This is a genomic window from Synechococcus sp. PCC 6717 (genome assembly GCF_022698185.1).
Taxonomy (GTDB): domain Bacteria; phylum Cyanobacteriota; class Cyanobacteriia; order Thermosynechococcales; family Thermosynechococcaceae; genus Thermosynechococcus; species Thermosynechococcus lividus.
The window spans coordinates 1-17,781 of sequence record NZ_JAKLTV010000002.1; the positions used below are offsets into that span (position 1 = coordinate 1).

The 17,781-nt window shown below is 53.3% G+C and carries 18 protein-coding genes; 10 read left to right on the forward strand and 8 right to left on the reverse strand.

Annotated elements, in window-relative coordinates; genetic code table 11:
* Positions 1–365: 365 nt before the first annotated feature.
* From L5470_RS02525 to L5470_RS02535, 3 genes are read left to right on the forward strand one after another with little or no spacing between them, the layout of a single operon-like run.
* The gene (locus L5470_RS02525; RefSeq protein WP_099799965.1) at positions 366–878 is read left to right on the forward strand and encodes an adenine phosphoribosyltransferase; all 513 of its coding nucleotides are present in this window, start codon (positions 366–368) and stop codon (positions 876–878) included.
* Positions 879–888: 10 nt separating this feature from the next.
* Positions 889–1,161: a hypothetical protein gene (locus L5470_RS02530; RefSeq protein ID WP_099799743.1), complete on the forward strand. Its 273-nt coding sequence runs from the start codon at positions 889–891 to the stop codon at positions 1,159–1,161.
* Positions 1,158–1,700, forward strand: a complete 543-nt coding sequence (locus L5470_RS02535; protein WP_099799742.1) for an RNA-guided endonuclease TnpB family protein — start codon at positions 1,158–1,160, stop codon at positions 1,698–1,700. Before L5470_RS02530 ends, L5470_RS02535 begins: the two co-directional genes overlap by 4 nt.
* Here L5470_RS02535 and L5470_RS02540 read toward each other — a convergent pair.
* Entirely contained in the window at positions 1,633–2,892 is a 1,260-nt protein-coding gene (locus L5470_RS02540; RefSeq protein WP_499497970.1) for an RNA-guided endonuclease InsQ/TnpB family protein, read from the reverse strand. The two genes, L5470_RS02535 and L5470_RS02540, sit on opposite strands and share 68 nt — an antisense overlap.
* A 154-nt stretch (positions 2,893–3,046) precedes the next feature.
* On the opposite strand from L5470_RS02540, the gene L5470_RS02545 reads away from it, so the two are divergent.
* The 7 genes from L5470_RS02545 to L5470_RS02575 all read left to right on the forward strand — a co-directional run bounded on the left by L5470_RS02545 (position 3,047) and on the right by L5470_RS02575 (position 11,484).
* Positions 3,047–3,250 (forward strand): translation initiation factor IF-2, encoded by a 204-nt coding sequence (locus tag L5470_RS02545; RefSeq protein WP_099797983.1) that lies wholly within the window; start codon positions 3,047–3,049, stop codon positions 3,248–3,250.
* Positions 3,251–3,272: 22 nt separating this feature from the next.
* On the forward strand, positions 3,273–3,764 hold the full coding sequence (gene psbV, locus L5470_RS02550; RefSeq protein ID WP_099797985.1) for a photosystem II cytochrome c-550: 492 nt from the start codon (positions 3,273–3,275) through the stop codon (positions 3,762–3,764).
* A gap of 27 nt (positions 3,765–3,791) precedes the next feature.
* A complete protein-coding gene (psbV2, locus tag L5470_RS02555) occupies positions 3,792–4,310 on the forward strand; it encodes a photosystem II cytochrome PsbV2 (RefSeq protein WP_099797986.1) in 519 nt (172 codons plus the stop codon).
* A gap of 96 nt (positions 4,311–4,406) precedes the next feature.
* Positions 4,407–4,733: a cytochrome c6 PetJ gene (petJ, locus tag L5470_RS02560; protein WP_499498325.1), complete on the forward strand. Its 327-nt coding sequence runs from the start codon at positions 4,407–4,409 to the stop codon at positions 4,731–4,733.
* 372 nt (positions 4,734–5,105) lie between these two features.
* Entirely contained in the window at positions 5,106–9,743 is a 4,638-nt protein-coding gene (locus L5470_RS02565; RefSeq protein WP_499497973.1) for a glutamate synthase-related protein, read from the forward strand.
* Positions 9,744–9,841: 98 nt separating this feature from the next.
* A complete protein-coding gene (gene trpC, locus L5470_RS02570; RefSeq protein WP_499497975.1) occupies positions 9,842–10,774 on the forward strand; it encodes an indole-3-glycerol phosphate synthase TrpC in 933 nt (310 codons plus the stop codon).
* Complete coding sequence (locus tag L5470_RS02575) at positions 10,765–11,484, forward strand: HAD family hydrolase (RefSeq protein ID WP_499497977.1); 720 nt, start codon at positions 10,765–10,767, stop codon at positions 11,482–11,484. Before trpC ends, L5470_RS02575 begins: the two co-directional genes overlap by 10 nt.
* Here the strand turns inward: L5470_RS02575 and L5470_RS02580 are convergent.
* From L5470_RS02580 to L5470_RS02610, 7 genes are all read right to left on the reverse strand, one after another.
* Positions 11,481–12,884: an NAD(P)(+) transhydrogenase (Re/Si-specific) subunit beta gene (locus tag L5470_RS02580; protein WP_499497979.1), complete on the reverse strand. Its 1,404-nt coding sequence runs from the start codon at positions 12,882–12,884 to the stop codon at positions 11,481–11,483. The genes L5470_RS02575 and L5470_RS02580 overlap by 4 nt on opposite strands.
* A gap of 11 nt (positions 12,885–12,895) precedes the next feature.
* A complete protein-coding gene (locus tag L5470_RS02585; protein WP_099797997.1) occupies positions 12,896–13,174 on the reverse strand; it encodes an NAD(P) transhydrogenase subunit alpha part 2 in 279 nt (92 codons plus the stop codon).
* 45 nt (positions 13,175–13,219) lie between these two features.
* A complete protein-coding gene (locus L5470_RS02590) occupies positions 13,220–14,374 on the reverse strand; it encodes a Re/Si-specific NAD(P)(+) transhydrogenase subunit alpha (RefSeq protein ID WP_099797999.1) in 1,155 nt (384 codons plus the stop codon).
* Positions 14,375–14,660: 286 nt separating this feature from the next.
* Positions 14,661–15,350, reverse strand: a complete 690-nt coding sequence (locus L5470_RS02595; protein ID WP_499497982.1) for a sulfotransferase family protein — start codon at positions 15,348–15,350, stop codon at positions 14,661–14,663.
* Between the two features lie 11 nt (positions 15,351–15,361).
* Positions 15,362–16,507 (reverse strand): nucleotidyltransferase family protein, encoded by a 1,146-nt coding sequence (locus tag L5470_RS02600; protein WP_099798002.1) that lies wholly within the window; start codon positions 16,505–16,507, stop codon positions 15,362–15,364.
* A gap of 78 nt (positions 16,508–16,585) precedes the next feature.
* Positions 16,586–17,284 (reverse strand): helix-turn-helix domain-containing protein, encoded by a 699-nt coding sequence (locus L5470_RS02605; RefSeq protein ID WP_099798004.1) that lies wholly within the window; start codon positions 17,282–17,284, stop codon positions 16,586–16,588.
* 76 nt (positions 17,285–17,360) lie between these two features.
* Entirely contained in the window at positions 17,361–17,501 is a 141-nt protein-coding gene (locus L5470_RS02610; protein ID WP_099798006.1) for a diguanylate cyclase, read from the reverse strand.
* Positions 17,502–17,781 lie beyond the last annotated feature (280 nt).

Genomic DNA, 17,781 nt, shown 5'->3' on the forward strand with positions numbered 1-17,781 from the left:
CTCAGCCACGCGCACAACGTAGGGCTATGGCAGGCGTTGCGTTGGATTTACACTCCCACCACCTAAAGGTGGGGGATTCTTACGCAGTCCATAAACGAACTCATAAAGGCGTTGTCAAGACGCCCCTACACAGTTCCTAGAGGCAAAGCCCCAAGGTTCTGCTTACTTGTAACAACTGTCGCCGATTGGGTTTTTCACCAAGGATGGCGACCAAGTATAGTTTAGCACAGAGCAACTAAAGTTGCTTTAGGGCTTTTCCACCCCGTACTAAAGTACGGAGCTACCAAGCTAACCCTCTGTGTCAACCACAGGCCGTCAAATTTAGGGTAGGATGCTTCTGGATCGCATTGATGGCCAAAGGTGCTATGGACTTAAAATCCCTCATTCGTGATGTCCCAGATTTTCCAAAGCCCGGCATTTTATTCCGGGATTTAACAACACTGCTGCAAAATCAAGCGGGACTGCGGTATGTGGTTGACCAACTGGTGGAAAAGCATCGCCATGATGGCCTTGACTATGTGGCTGGCATTGAATCGCGAGGGTTTATTTTTGGCGCACCCTTGGCCTATCACTTAGGAGCGGGGTTTATTCCCCTGCGCAAACCGGGTAAGCTGTGCCGTCCTGTGTATTCCGTGGAATATACCCTAGAGTACGGTAGCGATCGCCTAGAAATGCACCAAGATGCGATTCAGCCTGGGCAACGGGTGCTGATTGTGGATGATTTGATCGCTACGGGGGGCACAGCTGCCGCCGCAGCGGGGTTAATGGCACAGGCCTCAGCGGAGCTTCACGGCTTTGCGTTTATTGTCGAGCTAGCGGACTTGGGAGGGCGTGCTAAGCTCCCTGATGTTCCCATTACGACGTTGGTGACCTATTAAGTGCTGAGTCATGCACTCTAACTCGCCTGCCGCAGAGGGGCAGCAGGGGGAGCTGTTTTCGGCGCAGGAGCAATGGCGGTTGCGATCGCCGGCGGGAACCTACAGCAGCACCGGCAACCTTGAGCTGAGCCTAGCCACCCTTGAGCAGTGGAAACTGCCGATCCGCACCTACCAGCAGCAGCAGCGATACGCAGTACAGCAACCGAGTTTATTTCCGGTAGCCGAGGCGCATCCAGCCCTCATCGTAGAACAGTTATCGGTAATCATATTGATTTGCCGATGATTGGCAGAGTCAAGTTTAGACAGTCTCGCCCTATTCCTGATGGCTTTATTATCAAGCAAATCAGAATAGTTAAAAGAGCATCTGGCTACTTTGCGATGTTGGCTTTGCAGTGTGATGTGGAGATTCCGAAAGCAACACCTCACGGTCATGTTCTAGGAATTGACTTGGGTTTAGAGAAGTTTTTAGCTACTTCTGACCATGAACTTGTACCAAGACCACGGTTTTTTGTAGATGCTCAAAGCAAGCTGAAATTGCTGCAACAAAGGCTGAAACACAAAAAACTAGGGTCAAAAAACTGGCACAAGGCTCAACAAAAGGTAGCTAGACATCATCAGCGTATCAGCGATAGCAGAAAGGATTTCCACTTTAAGACAGCGCATCATCTTTGCGATCAAGCAGGAATGATATTTGCTGAAGACTTAGATCTCAAAACTATGTCTAAAGGCATGCTGTTTGACATACTCCCCATGCCTAAAGGCAGGGGATTCTTGTTACTAGTTCAGCGACAGCACTTACCATTTCAGGTTTCCCATCCATAGCAGAGGTGCTTGTCTCCCCAGTCGTTTGGGATTTCTCCCCAGTTCCCCAATGCCCTTGGGTACTGTTTTGCCATTCCATCCCCAAGATGTTTAGCCCCTTTTTCAAGATATTCAGAGCCGCGTTCTGGTCTCTGTCTAACTCAAACCCGCACTTAGGACAACTATGGGTTCTAGTGGATAGGGTTTTGGGCACCCTATGACCGCAATGAGTACAGTCCTGTGTGGTGTATTGTGGCGGTACTGACACTACTGCCTTATCCCACACCTTCCCGTAGTAGTCCAGCCATTGGGTGAACTGAGACCAACTAGCATCATGGATGGATTTGGCAAGATGATGATTCTTGACTAGGTTCTTCACCTGCAAGTCCTCATACACCACGACATCGTTAGATGCCACTACGCACCGAGCAAGCTTGATTGCCCAGTCTTTACGTTGGCGTTGAACTTTCAGATGTACTTTGCCTAGTCGTTTCCTTTGCTTGTGATAATTCTTGGATTGAGGTTTCGCCCCTTTCCTGAACTTCCGACTTAATCTGCGTTGGTGTTGCTTTAACCTCCGTTCACTACGTCTTAAAAACTTGGGACAATCGACCGTGTTTCCGTTCTGGTCGATGTAGAAGTGTTTTAACCCCAAGTCAATACCAATGACATTGCCTGTGTACTCTCCCTGCTCTTTGCGCTCCACATCCAAGCAGAATTGAGCATAGTACCCATCTGCTCTGCGTACCACTCGCACTCGGTTGATTTTAGAGTTGAGGATATACTGTCTTGCCTCACCATTGCAGTACAGAGCAAAAGTACCAGCACTGAAGCCATCAGTGAAGGTGATGGACATCCCATCCCCTGATAGCTTCCAACCCGATAGCTTGTACTCTACAGAGCGGCAATGCTTCTTGAACTTGGGATACCCTTTCTTGACCGCCTTGTTTTTGCAGTTGGTATAGAACCGAGAGATAGAAGCCCAAGCCCGCTCTGCACTTGCCTGCCTTGCTGATGAGTTTAACTTCTTGGCAAAGTCAAACCCTTTGGCTAGGTCTTTGCAGTGGGAATAGAGGTCATTCCTACCCACGCCCTTGTTGTCCATCCAGTACCGTACACACTTGTTGCGCACAAACTGTGCGGTACGGATGGCTTCGTTCAAAGACTGGTATTGCTCCTGTGTGCCCTTTAGCTTGGCTTCTATGACTCTCATGGTTCCATTTTATCACAGACTCAGCTTGATAAAACAATATGCGCCTTATATCCCCATAGCTAAAGCTAGGGGCTTTACGGCGTTTTTCGGTAAAGAGTCGCCACAATGGCATGATAATGATACTTGGTCGTTGATCCCACGCGGGGAGTTGGGCATGGGGTTTGTGGATATGGCGATCGCCCAGTTGGCTGCTGACTACGGGGTTTCTGTAGAGGTGGTCTGTGATTGGTGCGATCGCCTTGGTATTCGCTATACCAGCCCGCAGACGCGCTTGCCCCTAGAAGATGCGAAAGCGATCATTCTGGCGTTGACCACCCCCCCTGCCAGCGATCAACGGGACACACCACCGCAATCGTAAGACCTGCTTTATTGGGAGAACTATGTTAAAGAAATGTGTTTGGCTTGCGGTAGCTCTCTGCCTCTGCCTTTGGCCATTTACCACAGGCACCGCCATGGCTGCTGAACTAACCCCAGAGACGCTGACCGTCCCCCTCAACAGTGAAGGGAAAACGGTGACCCTCACCGAAAAGCAATATCAAGAAGGCAAGCGATTATTCCAGTATGCCTGTGCGTCCTGTCATGTGGGAGGTATCACTAAAACCAATCCTAACCTTGATCTGCGCACGGAAACCTTGGCGCTGGCTACCCCCCCTCGGGATACCATTGAGGGGTTGGTGGACTACATGAAAAACCCCACCACCTACGATGGCGAAGAGGAAATTGCCGAGGTGCACCCCAGCCTGCGCAGTGCGGATATTTTCCCCAAAATGCGTAACCTGACGGAGCAAGATCTAGTGGCGATCGCGGGTCATATTCTCGTTGAGCCGAAAATTCTCGGGGATAAATGGGGTGGCGGCAAAATTTATTACTAACCAATAGACAAGGATTTGTCGAAACTCATGCACCTAACTCGTTTTTGGGCACCGCGCCTAGGATTGCTCCTCCTGCTTGTTATGGTTTGGTGTTGGGGGGCGATAGCGACTCCAGCCGCTGCCAGTGGGGTTGACAATTACGTCATCCAGTACCTGAAAGCAACTGAGGCCATTGAACTGCCCCTCAATGACCGTGGCGATACTCGTGCCTTTACGCCCGAAGATCTCACCCGCGGTAAGCGCCTCTTTGAGGAAAACTGCAAAAACTGTCATGTGGGTGGCACGACCTTACCCAATCCCTTGGTGTCTTTGTCCTTAAAGGACCTCAAGGGAGCCGTGCCGCCTCGGGACAACATTGCGAGCTTAGTGGCGTTTCAGCGCCTGCCCATGTCCTACGATGGCAGCGAAGAAAGCTACTGGTGCCGCCAAGTGAGTGAGGATTGGCTCACCACCAATCAGCTAGAGGATTTGGCGGCCTTTATTTTGCGCGCGGCAGCCGTGGCTCCCGGCTGGGGCACTGAAACCTTCGCCGACAGTGCTCCCTGAGTTGGGAACTTTGCTAAACTTGCCTTTGGTGACGTTTACACTCCTCACAGCGATTCTGACGCATTCCATGAAAGGAGAACTCCGTTGAAAAAACTATTGATCAGTGTTTGCGCCTTGGCGATCGCCACGTTTATGGTGCTGACCCCCCCTGCCCTTGCGGCAGATTTGGCAAATGGCGCAAAAGTCTTTAGTGGGAACTGTGCGGCGTGCCACATGGGTGGTGGCAATGTGGTCATGGCCAACAAAACCCTGAAAAAAGAAGCCCTCGAACAATTTGGCATGAACTCTGAAGATGCCATTATTTACCAAGTGCAACACGGCAAAAACGCTATGCCTGCCTTTGCTGGCCGCTTAACGGACGAGCAAATTCAAGACGTGGCCGCCTACGTGCTGGATCAAGCCGCCAAAGGTTGGGCTGGCTAAGGCTATTTGGCCAATAGCGCTCCTGCACTCTAGGGAAACGCAAATTGGGGAGCACGGGAGAGGGGTCAACTCACGCCCAACTCCCGTTCCCTAGCTAAGAAGTTGAGTGACGAACAAAACGATTTTTCGCAGAATCTTAACAATTCTTGCCTTGACTATCCGTAACCCAGAGAAATCCTTATAATGGTTGAGGCGGGACGTTTGTGTTGTTAATCTTGTTCCACTAAGCAATTATTACGGAATGCACTGTCGCCTTGGCTCTCCTTTAGATTTAGAGTCGTGGCGTTTTTCAGTCGCTACAGCTTAGAACTTGAACAGTGACAACCCTCTGATTTACCGCCTGCTTAAATCAACGTTTCTGTTTTCAGACCCATGCAACAACCCTCCCCTTTTTCCCCAGCCAGCGCTACCACCCTGAATAATGGTTACCATGGACAACCTTGGCTTGTGGAAGAGCGAGATGCCTGTGGCGTTGGCTTTGTCGCCCACCGCAAAGGGATGGCGAGTCACCGCATTGTGGCGCAAGCCCTAGAGGGTCTGATCTGCTTAGAACACCGCGGCGGTTGCAGCGCCGATCGCGACTCTGGGGATGGCGCTGGGATTATGACCGCGATTCCGTGGGAGCTATTACCCGAGTTTGGCATTCCGCGGCAGCGGATTGGGGTAGCCATGATCTTTTTGCCCCAAGGGGCGGCAACGGCAGCGGCAAAAGAAATTGTGGAGCGGGTGCTCAGTCAAAATGAACTGCGGTTGCTCGGCTGGCGCACCGTACCGGTTCACCCTGAAGTTCTGGGTGTACAAGCCAAGCAAAATCAACCTCAAATTGAGCAACTGTTTGTGGCATCCAGCAGGGCAAGCGGTGACGAGCTAGAGCGGCAGCTATACCTCACCCGTAAGCGTATTGAACGTGCCGTTGCCCAAACCACCGCCGAGTGGCGGCAAGACTTTTACATCTGTTCGTTTTCCACCCGCACCATTGTCTATAAGGGAATGGTGCGCTCAGTGGTGTTAGCTCAGTTTTACGACGACCTGCGCAACCCCAACTACATCAGCCCGTTTGCCCTGTACCATCGCCGCTTTAGCACCAATACCATGCCGAAGTGGCCTCTGGCACAGCCGATGCGGATGCTGGGTCACAACGGGGAAATTAATACCCTCTTGGGGAATATCAACTGGATGCGGGCACGCCAATCGCAGTTGGCTCATCCCTACTGGCAAGGTGCCTTTGAAGACTTAACCCCAATTGTGAACGCTGACAATAGCGACTCTGCCAATCTGGATAATGTGCTAGAGTTACTGGTGCAATCGGGTCGCCACCCCCTGCACGCCATGATGATGCTGGTGCCGGAGGCTTACCAAAATCAACCGGATCTAGCAGAGCACCCTGAAGTGGTGGACTTTTACGAATACTACAGCGGTATTCAGGAAGCGTGGGATGGGCCTGCGTTGGTAGCGTTTTCCGATGGCAAAATTGTTGGTGCCACCCTTGATCGCAATGGCCTGCGCCCTGCCCGCTACACCTTGACCACCGACGATTTGGTGATTGTTTCTTCGGAAGCGGGCAGTATTCAAATTGCCGAAGACACGGTTCTAGAAAAAGGTCGGCTTGGCCCAGGGCAAATGATTGCCGTCGATCTGGAGCACCAAGAATTACTCACCAACTGGGAAATTAAACAGCGGGTGGCGCAGCAGCAGCCCTACGGCGAATGGCTGAAAACCTATCGCCAAGAACTGGTGCCCCAAGCCTACTGGGAAGCGCCGCAACTCGACAGCACCACCTGCTTGCAACAGCAGACCGCCTTTGGCTTTAGTGCCGAAGATGTGGAGATGGTAATCGAGGCCATGGCCAAGGATGGCAAGGAGCCGACGTTTTGTATGGGGGATGATATTCCCTTGGCGGTGCTTTCGTCGCAGCCCCATCTCCTTTACGACTACTTCAAGCAGCGCTTTGCCCAAGTCACGAATCCGCCCATTGACCCATTGCGCGAGAAGCTGGTGATGTCCCTTGTGACGCGCTTGGGAGCGCGGGGGAATCTTTTGGTAGAGTCTCCAGAGGATGCACGGCTGCTACAACTCAATTCGCCCATTATTAACGAGGCGGAACTCGCAGAGATTCTCAAGGCTCCCTTTGGCACTGTGCGGCTTTCGACGCAATTTGCCATTGATCAAGGCCCAAGTGGGCTGGAAGTGGCGGTGAAGCGCCTCTGTGAGCAGGCGGCTGCCGCGGTTCAGGCTGGCTCTGCCATTTTAGTTCTCAGCGATCGCCACAATGGAGCCGGTGAGTTACAGATGGTTGCTGCGGACACTTCCTATATTCCGCCGTTATTAGCAGTAGGGGCGGTACACCATCACCTCATTGCCCAAGGCATTCGTCGGCGGGTCTCCTTGGTAGTGGAAACAGCCCAATGCTGGAGTACGCATCACTTTGCCTGTCTCATTGGCTATGGTGCCGGTGCTGTGTGCCCTTACCTCACGTGGGAGACCATCCGCCAGTGGTGGCACAGCGATCGCACCCAAAACCTGATGGCTAAAGGCAAGCTGGCCAGTATTGATTTGCAAACCGCCCAAGCCAACTACCGCAAAGCAATTGAAGAGGGACTGCTGAAAATTCTTTCCAAAATGGGAATTTCCTTAATTGCCAGCTATCGCGGTGCCCAAATTTTTGAGGCCATTGGCATTGGGGATGATCTGCTCAACACGGCTTTTATTGGCACCACCTCTCGGGTGGGCGGCTTAACCCTGCGGGATTTAGCCCAGGAAACGATTACCTTCCACCACAAAGCCTTCCCGGAACTGACGAGCAAGAAGCTGGAAAACTTTGGGTTTGTGCAGTTCCGTCCGGGGGGGGAGTACCACATGAACAACCCGGAAATGGCCAAAGCCCTGCATAAGGCGGTGACGGCCAATCGCTATGACCACTACGAGACGTATCGGCAGCAGTTGACGGGTCGCCCCCCTACGGCTCTGCGGGATTTGTTGGAGTTCCGCAGCGATCGCCCCAGTATTCCCTTAGAGCACGTCGAGCCTGCCAGCGAAATTGTCAAACGCTTCTGCACTGGCGGGATGTCCTTGGGGGCACTCTCACGGGAAGCTCACGAGGTGCTAGCGATCGCCATGAATCGCCTTGGTGGCAAATCCAACTCCGGTGAAGGGGGCGAAGACCCAGTGCGGTTCCAAGTGCTCAACGATGTGGATGCTGAAGGGCGATCGCCCCAGTTGCCGCACCTGCGAGGGTTGCGGAACGGTGACACCGCTAGTTCTGCCATTAAACAGGTGGCTTCCGGGCGCTTTGGGGTAACCCCCGAATACCTGACCCATGCCCAACAAATTGAAATTAAAATTGCCCAAGGTGCAAAACCTGGTGAAGGCGGTCAACTGCCGGGCACGAAAGTCAGCCCCTACATTGCGATGCTGCGGCGATCGAAGCCTGGGGTCTCCCTGATTTCGCCACCGCCGCACCACGACATTTACTCCATCGAGGACTTGGCGCAACTGATCTTTGATCTGCACCAGATTAATCCCCAAGCTCAGGTCTCGGTGAAGCTCGTGGCGGAAATTGGCATTGGCACGATTGCGGCGGGCGTGGCCAAAGCCAATGCCGATGTGATTCAAATTTCTGGTCACGATGGCGGCACGGGTGCGTCTCCCTTGAGTTCCATTAAGCACGCCGGTAGTCCGTGGGAACTGGGGTTAACGGAAGTTCACCGTGTTCTTTTAGACAATCAACTGCGCGATCGCGTTGTCCTGCGGGTTGATGGCGGTCTCAAGTGCGGCTGGGACGTGGTGATGGGGGCGCTGATGGGAGCCGAAGAATTTGGGTTTGGCTCAGTGGCCATGATTGCCGAGGGCTGTATTATGGCGCGTATTTGCCACACCAATAACTGCCCGGTAGGCGTTGCCACCCAAAAAGACGAACTGCGCCAACGTTTCCCCGGTATGCCTGAGCATGTGGTTAACTTCTTCCTGTTTATTGCCGAAGAGGTGCGCTCAATCTTAGCAAAGCTTGGTTACCGGTCGTTGCAAGATGTGGTAGGGCGTGCGGATCTGCTGAGTCCTCGCCAAGATATTCAGTTGGCCAAAACCGCTGCCCTCAACCTCGACTGCTTAACTAAGCTGCCGGATACCCGCAGCGATCGCCGCTGGCTACAGCACGAAGCCGTTCATAGTAATGGCGCAGTGCTTGACGATGAGATTTTGGCGCGACCCGAAGTGCAAACCGCCATTGCCAAGCAGCAGACGGTCGAACTAGAGTTACCTATTGTCAACACCGATCGCACGGTAGGGGCGCGCATTGCCGGTGCCATTGCCAAGCAGTATGGCAACACTGGCTTTGAAGGGCAAATCACCCTCAACTTCTACGGGAGTGCTGGTCAGAGCTTTGGTGCCTTTAACCTACCGGGGATGATCCTGCGGCTAACTGGCGAAGCCAACGACTACGTGGGCAAGGGAATGCACGGTGGCGAACTCATCATTAAACCCAAGCCGAACGCCCCTTACACCGCTGCTGAGAACGTCATTATCGGCAATACCTGTCTCTACGGTGCCACGGGTGGGGTACTCTTTGCCAATGGCCGTGCTGGCGAGCGCTTTGCAGTACGTAACTCGAAGGCGCAAGCCGTGGTTGAAGGAACCGGCGATCATTGCTGCGAGTATATGACAGGCGGTGTCGTCGTGGTGCTCGGCACTACAGGGCGTAACGTTGGGGCAGGGATGACCGGTGGCTTGGCCTATATCCTTGATGAGGCAGGCACCTTCCCCGCTAAAGTTAATCCCGAAATTGTCAAGCTCCAGCGGGTCACCTCCGCCATTGGTGCAGCGCAACTGCGGCAACTCATTACGGCGCATCGCGATCGCACGGGCAGCGCGAAAGCCGCTATGATCTTGCAGGAGTGGGAGCGTTACTTGCCGCTCTTTTGGCAAGTCGTTCCGCCATCGGAAGCCAACAGCCCCGAAGTGGTGGGTGAGGTTGCCGTTGATACGGCCGATAAGGTGCTAAGTCCACTCTCGTGATTGTTGAGTGCAGACTGCCGCCAGATTGATCCCCAAGTACTGCATTCTGTTCTATCCTATGGTCAATGACTGAATGCGGAACTGCTACGAGAGACCCTATGCACATTCGCCGCCGTCCCCCGAATCCTGCCGTGACGGTTCATACCCTCCATTATCAAGTTCCTGTGGTGGACGGGGAACCCCGCCATATTCTGGAAAAAATTGTTTGGCACAAAGAGCAGGAGGTTGAGCAACTGCGCGACAGCCTCCCGCTAGCGGAATTACAACGCCAAGTGCTGAATGCCCCGCCAGTGCGGTCGTTTATTGATGCCCTGCGATCGCCAGTGACCCGGCCTGCCCTCATTGCCGAAGTGAAGAAGGCCTCCCCCAGTAAAGGGGTGATCCGTGCCAACTTTAATCCGGTGGCGATCGCCCACGCCTACGCGGCTGCCGGTGCCACCTGTATCTCTGTACTAACAGACAGCGAGTTTTTCCAAGGGAGTTTTGAGTATCTCGAGCAGATTCGATCCGCCGTTGAGCTACCGCTATTGTGCAAAGACTTTATCATCTACCCCTACCAGATGTTTCTGGCGCGGTTACGGGGTGCTGACGCGGTACTGCTGATTGCGGCCATCCTTTGCGATCGCGATTTGGACTATTTTCTGCGCATTGCTAACAGCTTGGGAATGACTGCCCTCGTTGAAGTGCACACGGCCAGTGAAATGGAGCGAGTCTTGGCTCTTGAAGGGGTACAGCTTGTGGGCATTAATAACCGTAATCTTGAGGACTTTAGTGTGAATTTGGCGACTACAGAGGCACTCTTGGCAACCTATGGCGGACAACTGTGCGATCGCGGGATTGTGGTGGTCAGCGAGTCAGGCATCCACGAGCAGGCTCACGTTGAGCGGGTGGCAGCCGCTGGTGCCCAAGCCGTGTTAGTCGGAGAATCCTTAATGCGGCAGACTGCAGACACTGCCCACCTCAGTGACGAAGCGCAGATCCAGCAGCGCATTCAGCAGTTATTCCCTGAACTTGTACAGGTATGCCCCTAAAGGCCATTCTCTTCGACTTTAACGGCGTCATCTTGGACGACGAGCCGATTCATGCCGCCCTTATTGATGAGATTCTCCTTCAGGAAAACCTGCGCCCCCAGCGGGGGGAGTACGACCAGTTTTGTCTTGGCCGCAGCGATCGCGCCTGCCTTGATAACCTGCTGAGTCGGCGCGGTCGTGTCATCACGGCTGACTATTTAGAGACCCTGATTCGCAAAAAAGCAGTCGCCTACCAGCAATGGTTCACTAACAGTGATCCGTTGCCGTTCTTCGCCGGTGCCCTGCCATTATTGCAACACCTGCGGGGATCAGGCCTAAAAATTGCCATTGTGACGGGAGCGCTGCGATCAGAGGTCACCTTGGCCTTAGCACGCGCAGAGATGACATCCGCCGTTGACTGTATCGTCAGTGCTGAAGAGGTGGATCGCGGCAAACCCTATCCTGACCCCTATCAGCGGGCACTAGAGCGCTTACAGCAGCAGTTTCCAGAACTGGCTCTGGCGGCTAGCGACTGCTTAGCCATTGAAGATACGTTTGCAGGCATTGAGTCGGCAAAAGCAGCAGGCATACGGGTGATGGGCGTTGCCCACACATACCCCTTTCATATGCTGCAACGCCGCTGCCACTGGGTTCTGGATCGCCTCGATCAGTTTGAGCTAGAACAGGTTGCGGCAGTCTTTAGCCGCACTGCCGCAGTCAGTTGTCGCTAGAGCTGTTTCACCTCAGTAATCAGCTTATTCAGCACATCTTTGGCACTGCCAAACATCATCAGGGTTTTATCTTTGTAGAACAACTCATTGTCAATACCGGCAAAACCAGGGCTGAGACTACGCTTAATCACGATGGTGTGCCGCGCCCGATCCACATCCAGAATCGGCATTCCATACACCGGACTGCCGGGGTTGGTGCGGGCTGCCGGATTGACCACATCATTGGCTCCAATGACTAAGGCAACATCCACATTCTCAAATTCGGGGTTGATGTCCTCCATGTCCTTGAGTTGCGGGTAGGGCACATTTGCCTCTGCCAACAGGACGTTCATGTGCCCGGGCATCCGTCCGGCCACGGGATGAATGGCATACTTGACCTCTACCCCTAGCCGCTCCAGTTGATCCGCCAATTCCTTAACACTGTGCTGCGCTTGGGCAACTGCCATGCCATAGCCCGGTACAATCACCACCGACTTGGCATAGCCCAGCATCATGGCGCTTTCTTCCGAGTCAATGGTGCGAACCGTCTTGGGAGTAGCTGCACTGGTGACGCCACTCGCTGCTTTAGCACCGCCGCCGCCAAAGCCACTAAAGAGCACATTGGCCAAGGAGCGATTCATGGCCTTGCACATGATCTGGGTCAGAATTAAGCCGGAGGCACCAACAAGGGCACCGGCAATAATCAGCATACTGTTGCCAACAATAAACCCTGCTGCACTTGCCGCTAAACCAGAGAGGGAGTTCAACAGCGAAATTACAACGGGCATATCGGCGCCCCCAATGGGGATGACAAAAAGAACCCCCAAGACACCGGCGATCGCCACCAAGCTCCAAAATAGACCCATCTGGGACGGATCCAGCCAGATGAGAACACTGGTGGCCAAAAACGCAACCAGTAAGCCAAAATTAATACCCTGCTGCATAGGGAAGATCACAGGCGTTCCGGAAATGAGTCCCTGCAACTTGCCAAAGGCCACTAAGCTGCCGGTCAGGGTAACCCCGCCAATGAGCACCCCTAAAATAATCGTCACAAGGGTACTCAGGGGGAGCGGCTCGCCAACGGCCACAATGCGGCAAAATTCGCCAATCCCCACCAAGGCTGAGGCTGCACCGCCCAAACCGTTGAGCAGCCCCACCATCTGCGGCATAGCGGTCATCTCCACCTTGTAAGCGGCCACTGCCCCAATGATGCTCCCCAAACCAATCGCGGCCAAAATGCCCGTATAGCTAATAATTTGCCGATCTAAAAGGGTCACAACAATGGCTAGGAGCATTCCCAAAGCAGCAAGGCGATTTCCTTGGCGGGCGGTTGCGGGTGACCCTAATTGTTTGAGGCCAACAATAAATAGGGCGGCCGCCCCCAAATAGCTTAAGTCTTCAATCCGTGTTAACCAATCCATGGCACTCTGCCTCACCGCTTAAACATTTGCAACATCCGGTCGGTGACTAAAAAGCCGCCCACCACATTGACGGTGGCTAAGACCGTCGCAATAAAGCCAAGGACAACCGTCAGAGTAGTGTGACCGCTCCCCGCCATCAGCAGTGCACCAATGACGGCAATTCCAGAAATGGCGTTTGACCCGGACATCAAGGGGGTGTGGAGGGTAGGGGGCACCTTATTAATGACCTCAAAGCCAACAAAACTGGCCAAGACAAAAATTATCAGACCGACAATAATTGGATCTGTCATAGAACAACACCTCTAAAGGGCAGCACGATTGTCTGTAAAACTTCCTTAAACACTGACTGCCAAAGTGTCCGCAGGATGTAAAAGTTGCAGTACCCGTGGGTTGCGCACTTGACCTTCGTGGGTAATGCAGGCTGCATCAATAATGTCATCGCCAAAATTCAACTGCAATTCTTGGTTCGGGCTGAGGTACTTCAGAAGGGTTGAAATATTTTTGGCGTACATTTGGCTGGCGTGAATGGCCATGGAGGACGGCAGGTTAATAGCGCCAATGATCGTTACCCGCTGATGGCAGATAGATCGCCCCGGCTCGGTGCACGCGCAGTTGCCCCCCTGCTCAGCCGCCAGATCCACAATGACTGAACCGGGTTTCATGCTGGCCACCATCCGCTCAGTCACCAAGAGGGGGGCTGGTTTACCCGGAACCTGAGCAGTGGTAATTACGACATCGGCACTGTGAACATGGGCAGCGATCGCCTCTTGAGTTTTGTGCTTGGCACTCTCCGAGACGTCCTTGGCATAGCCACCCGCGGCAACGGTGTCTTCGTCTAGGTTTACCTCCACAAATTTTGCCCCTAAGCTTTGCACCTCTTCCTTGACCGCAGGCCGAATATCAAAGGCTTCGACCACCGCCCCTAGGCGACGGGCAGTGGCGATCGCCTGCAGACCTGCCACTCCGGCCCCAATCACAAACACTTTCGCTGGCGCAATCGTGCCTGCGGCAGTAGTGAGCATAGGGAAAAACCGCGGCAGATTTGAGGCAGCCAATAGAACCGCAGCATAGCCCGCGACCGCTGCTTGGGACGAAAGGGCATCCATGCTCTGGGCACGGCTACTGCGGGGAATACATTCAAGGGCAAAGGCAGTAATATGGCGTTCTGCAAGGTGCTGCATCTGCCATGGGTTCCCCAAAGGGTTCAGAAAACTAATGAGGGTTGTGCCTGGGCGAATCCACTCCACTTCCCGATCGCGTAGGGGAGAAACCTTCAGCAAAACATCAACCCCGCCCCACACGTCTTCGATTGAGGGATAGATGTCTGCACCCGCTGCCCGATAGTCATCATCGCTGAAGTGAGCCATATCGCCCGCTCCCGCTTCCACACAGATGTGATACCCCTGCTGTACCAGCTTGGCTACGACATCGGGAATGAGGGCGACCCGCTGCTCTCCCACTTCGCGTTCCTTAACGACCCCAACTTTCATAGGCATTCTTTAGGTAGATTTTGCGTCATCCACAGAGGCAATCTTCGGCGCCCTGCCATACTGTGATGGAAAAAGCAGTCTAGCCGGCACGCCTAGCATCTGACAAACACCATTGGCTCGTCATTTGCTGCCCTGTACTGATTCTCAACCTACTGCGATCGCCCCTAAGGATGCTAGGAAATGTCAGCGGTTCGTAGGAGTTCTCCACAAGTCTTATGATCCCCGCCGCCTCTTGTAACAATTGTTGACATCAATCATCAGTCGTCGTAAGTATTTTCACTTAGCTCTAGATTGCTTCCCAGTGGTAGCCAAACTGGGCGATCTCGTTGGCACAAACCGCTTCAATCCGCTGCCGCGCCGCCGCATTTAAGACCCGACTATAGTGATCGCGATTTTTACGATACCCAGCCTTAGCTCGCGGCAAGTTCAATGGCCGTGGCAAACCAAGTTTCTCTTGGATAATGGCCAAATCCTCATTTAGGCGTTCGTAGCGCCCCACAAAGTCCACCGCAATCTGATCCGCAATGGTGTAAATCCCCCAGTTAGACAATAAGTCCGGTTGGACACTTTGCAGATACTCATCAATGGGAGGGCGCGGTTCACTGGTGTTCCAGTAATAGCGACTGATGGCCTTATCAAAGGGGTTGCGCTCAAAACAAAACGTAAAGTACGTTTGCCAGATCTCTGAGCCAACCACCCGCTGAACGTGCTTTGCAGGGTCATGATTACTCAGGAGTCGCTTTGGACCACGGTAAAACAAGGCCAGCCAATCTGAGGGAGTATAGTCTGACACGGGAGCGCGATAGTTACGAGGCCCCACGTAGCCTAATTGGCGACGAATCCGCTCATCCTGCCAGCGAATGGGCGTGATGGTGTCCGTGGCCGTACAAAACTGCGAGAGGGCAATTTCTAGGCTCGTTCCCGCTGTTTTGCGAGTTTTTAGGAAGATGAACTTGTAGGTGTGGTTAATAATCAATTCCCACCCCGCTAGGAGACAACTTCTTTGAGATTTAGGGGGCTAGGCAAAATCTCGGTTTGCCGAGAGTCCGTGATTAACCAATCGAGGGCGGCAGCTTTGAGGTCAATGGTGGTTCCCGTTTTATCCACACAGTAGCGACCAAAAACGAGCTTATCCACTAGGCGGACATCCGAACCAAGGCGAGAGTACTCAAAGATGACACAGTTATCCACCACGGCACCACCACAAACGTGGCAATTCGGCCCAATCATCGTTGGCCCAATGATCGTCGCGCCATCCTCTATTTTCGTCATGCCGCCAATATAGACCGGTCCTTGAATCGTTACCCTATCCCAGTTAACGGCTACATTCAACCCCGTATAAATCCCAGGAAAGCGCTCATGCCCAGGAATAGACACATTGGTAATTGTACCGTTGAGCACACTGCGCACCGCTTGCCAATAGTCGGGAACCTTACCAATATCAATCCACTCAAAGTCCATCGCCAAGCCATAGAAGGGTGCCCCCATGGCTACCAGTTTGGGAAATAGTTGACTGCCGATGTCAAACTCTTGATTCGAGGGCACGTAGTCTAGCACTTCAGGTTCAAAGATATAGATTCCTGTATTGATGGTGTTGCTCAGTGCCTCTTCAATACGGGGTTTTTCCTGAAAGGCCGTGATGCGATCGCTCTCGTCGGTTACAACAACACCATAGCTGGAGACATCATCCTGGGGAACTGTTTTCATAATGACGGTGGCGATCGCCCCTTTCTGGCGGTGCCACTGCACGGCTGCCGTCAAATCTAGGTCAATGAGGGCATCACCGCACAACACAATAAACGTATCGTCAAAGAACGGGTTAAAATCCTGAATCCGTTTGATACCACCCGCCGAGCCAAGCGCCTTCCCCACTAGCTCACCATCTTGAATGTACCCCTCAAACGAGTAGGCAATATCAACACCAAAGCGCTGCCCATCCTGAAAGTAGTTTTCAATTTCGTGGGCCAGATGGCTGACGTTCACCATAATCTCGGTAAAACCGTGCTTGCGCAGCAGCTCCACCAAAAACTCCATCACGGGTTTCTGCAAAATTGGGATCATTGGCTTCGGAATCGTGTAGGTAATCGGGCGTACCCGGGTGCCTTTTCCGGCGGCCAAGATCATTGCTTTCATACTGTACTTACCCAGCTCCTAACTCCCACCAAGGAGACCTCCAAGGGGCATCCCTGACATCGCATACTTGCCCCTAGCTTATTCTAGATCCAGCGCATACACACGCCCATGATATAACACGCGGGTAATTCCCTTTGCCTGGAGGTAGCCAGTAACCTTGCGCAGCATTTCGCCATCAGGCACTTTGACCACTGTTTTGCGCCATTGCACATCGCTAGCTTTGAAGAGTCGTTGGTTTTGCTGTGAGTAGCGCAGCGCCACCGGACGACTATCGAAAATCGGCAGGGTGCTTTGCTGAGCCTCTTCACTAGAGAGAGGGCCTAGGCCACGAAACGCCTCTAGGGGACGGGTCAGTAGTTCAGCCCGGCGATCCACTACCACATAGCACGGGCGCGGTAGGGTGGCAGCCGCTAAAGGCATGACCTCCAAGGACTCCACCGCCTCAATCTCTGGTACATCCGGCAGAACTGGTTCAATCCCTAGTTCGTCCTCATCCAGTTCGTCTTCGTCGCTATCGTCGTAGTCATCTTCATCTAGGGCAAGGCTTTCCCCCTCAAGCTCTTCTTCGTCGGTGCTGTCTGCCTCGGGGGGCAAGGGAGCCGCTGCCAGACTCAGAAGCGGCAGAGCTGGCGACTCGGTTTCCATTTGCTTAACAATGCGACGAATGGTATTTTCGCTAACGCCAAATTCAGTCGCTAAGTCTTTGACCGTTAGCCCTTGGCTGTACTGCTGGAAAACACGCTGGCGTTCGGTTTCGCTGAGTCGCTTATAGGTCATGAATGGCGGAGTGGGGATGAGAGGGTACTGCAATCAAGATCTATTATGATCCTTGATTGGCCGAAAACAAGGGGCTTTACGGTGTTCTTCGGTAAAATGGCAACTCGTCACCGCCATAGCGCGCCACTAAATCTGCTGAACGTTTAATGGTTTTGGCGATCAGAACCAAGCAATCATCGCCGGCAAGATGCCCATAACAGTCATCAAGGTTTGGCAAATATCAGTGCTGAAGTAAACTACTCCCAGCTAAAACAGGGAGCTTTCAGTAGCCCTGCAGTTAGCAAGCCAACCGCGAGCCTCTGGGGTGGTTTACGACACCCCCAATCGACCGTTACCAGTGCCTTGAACAACCGTTTCTGGTGTCCGCACTACAATTATAACCTAAGGCAACTGAAGTTGCTAAAGAGGCTTTCCTCCCCGCACTGAAGTACGGGGCTTCCAGCCCTACCCGATGTGAAACCGCTGGATAGTGATTTATAGAAAATGGAGGGCACGGG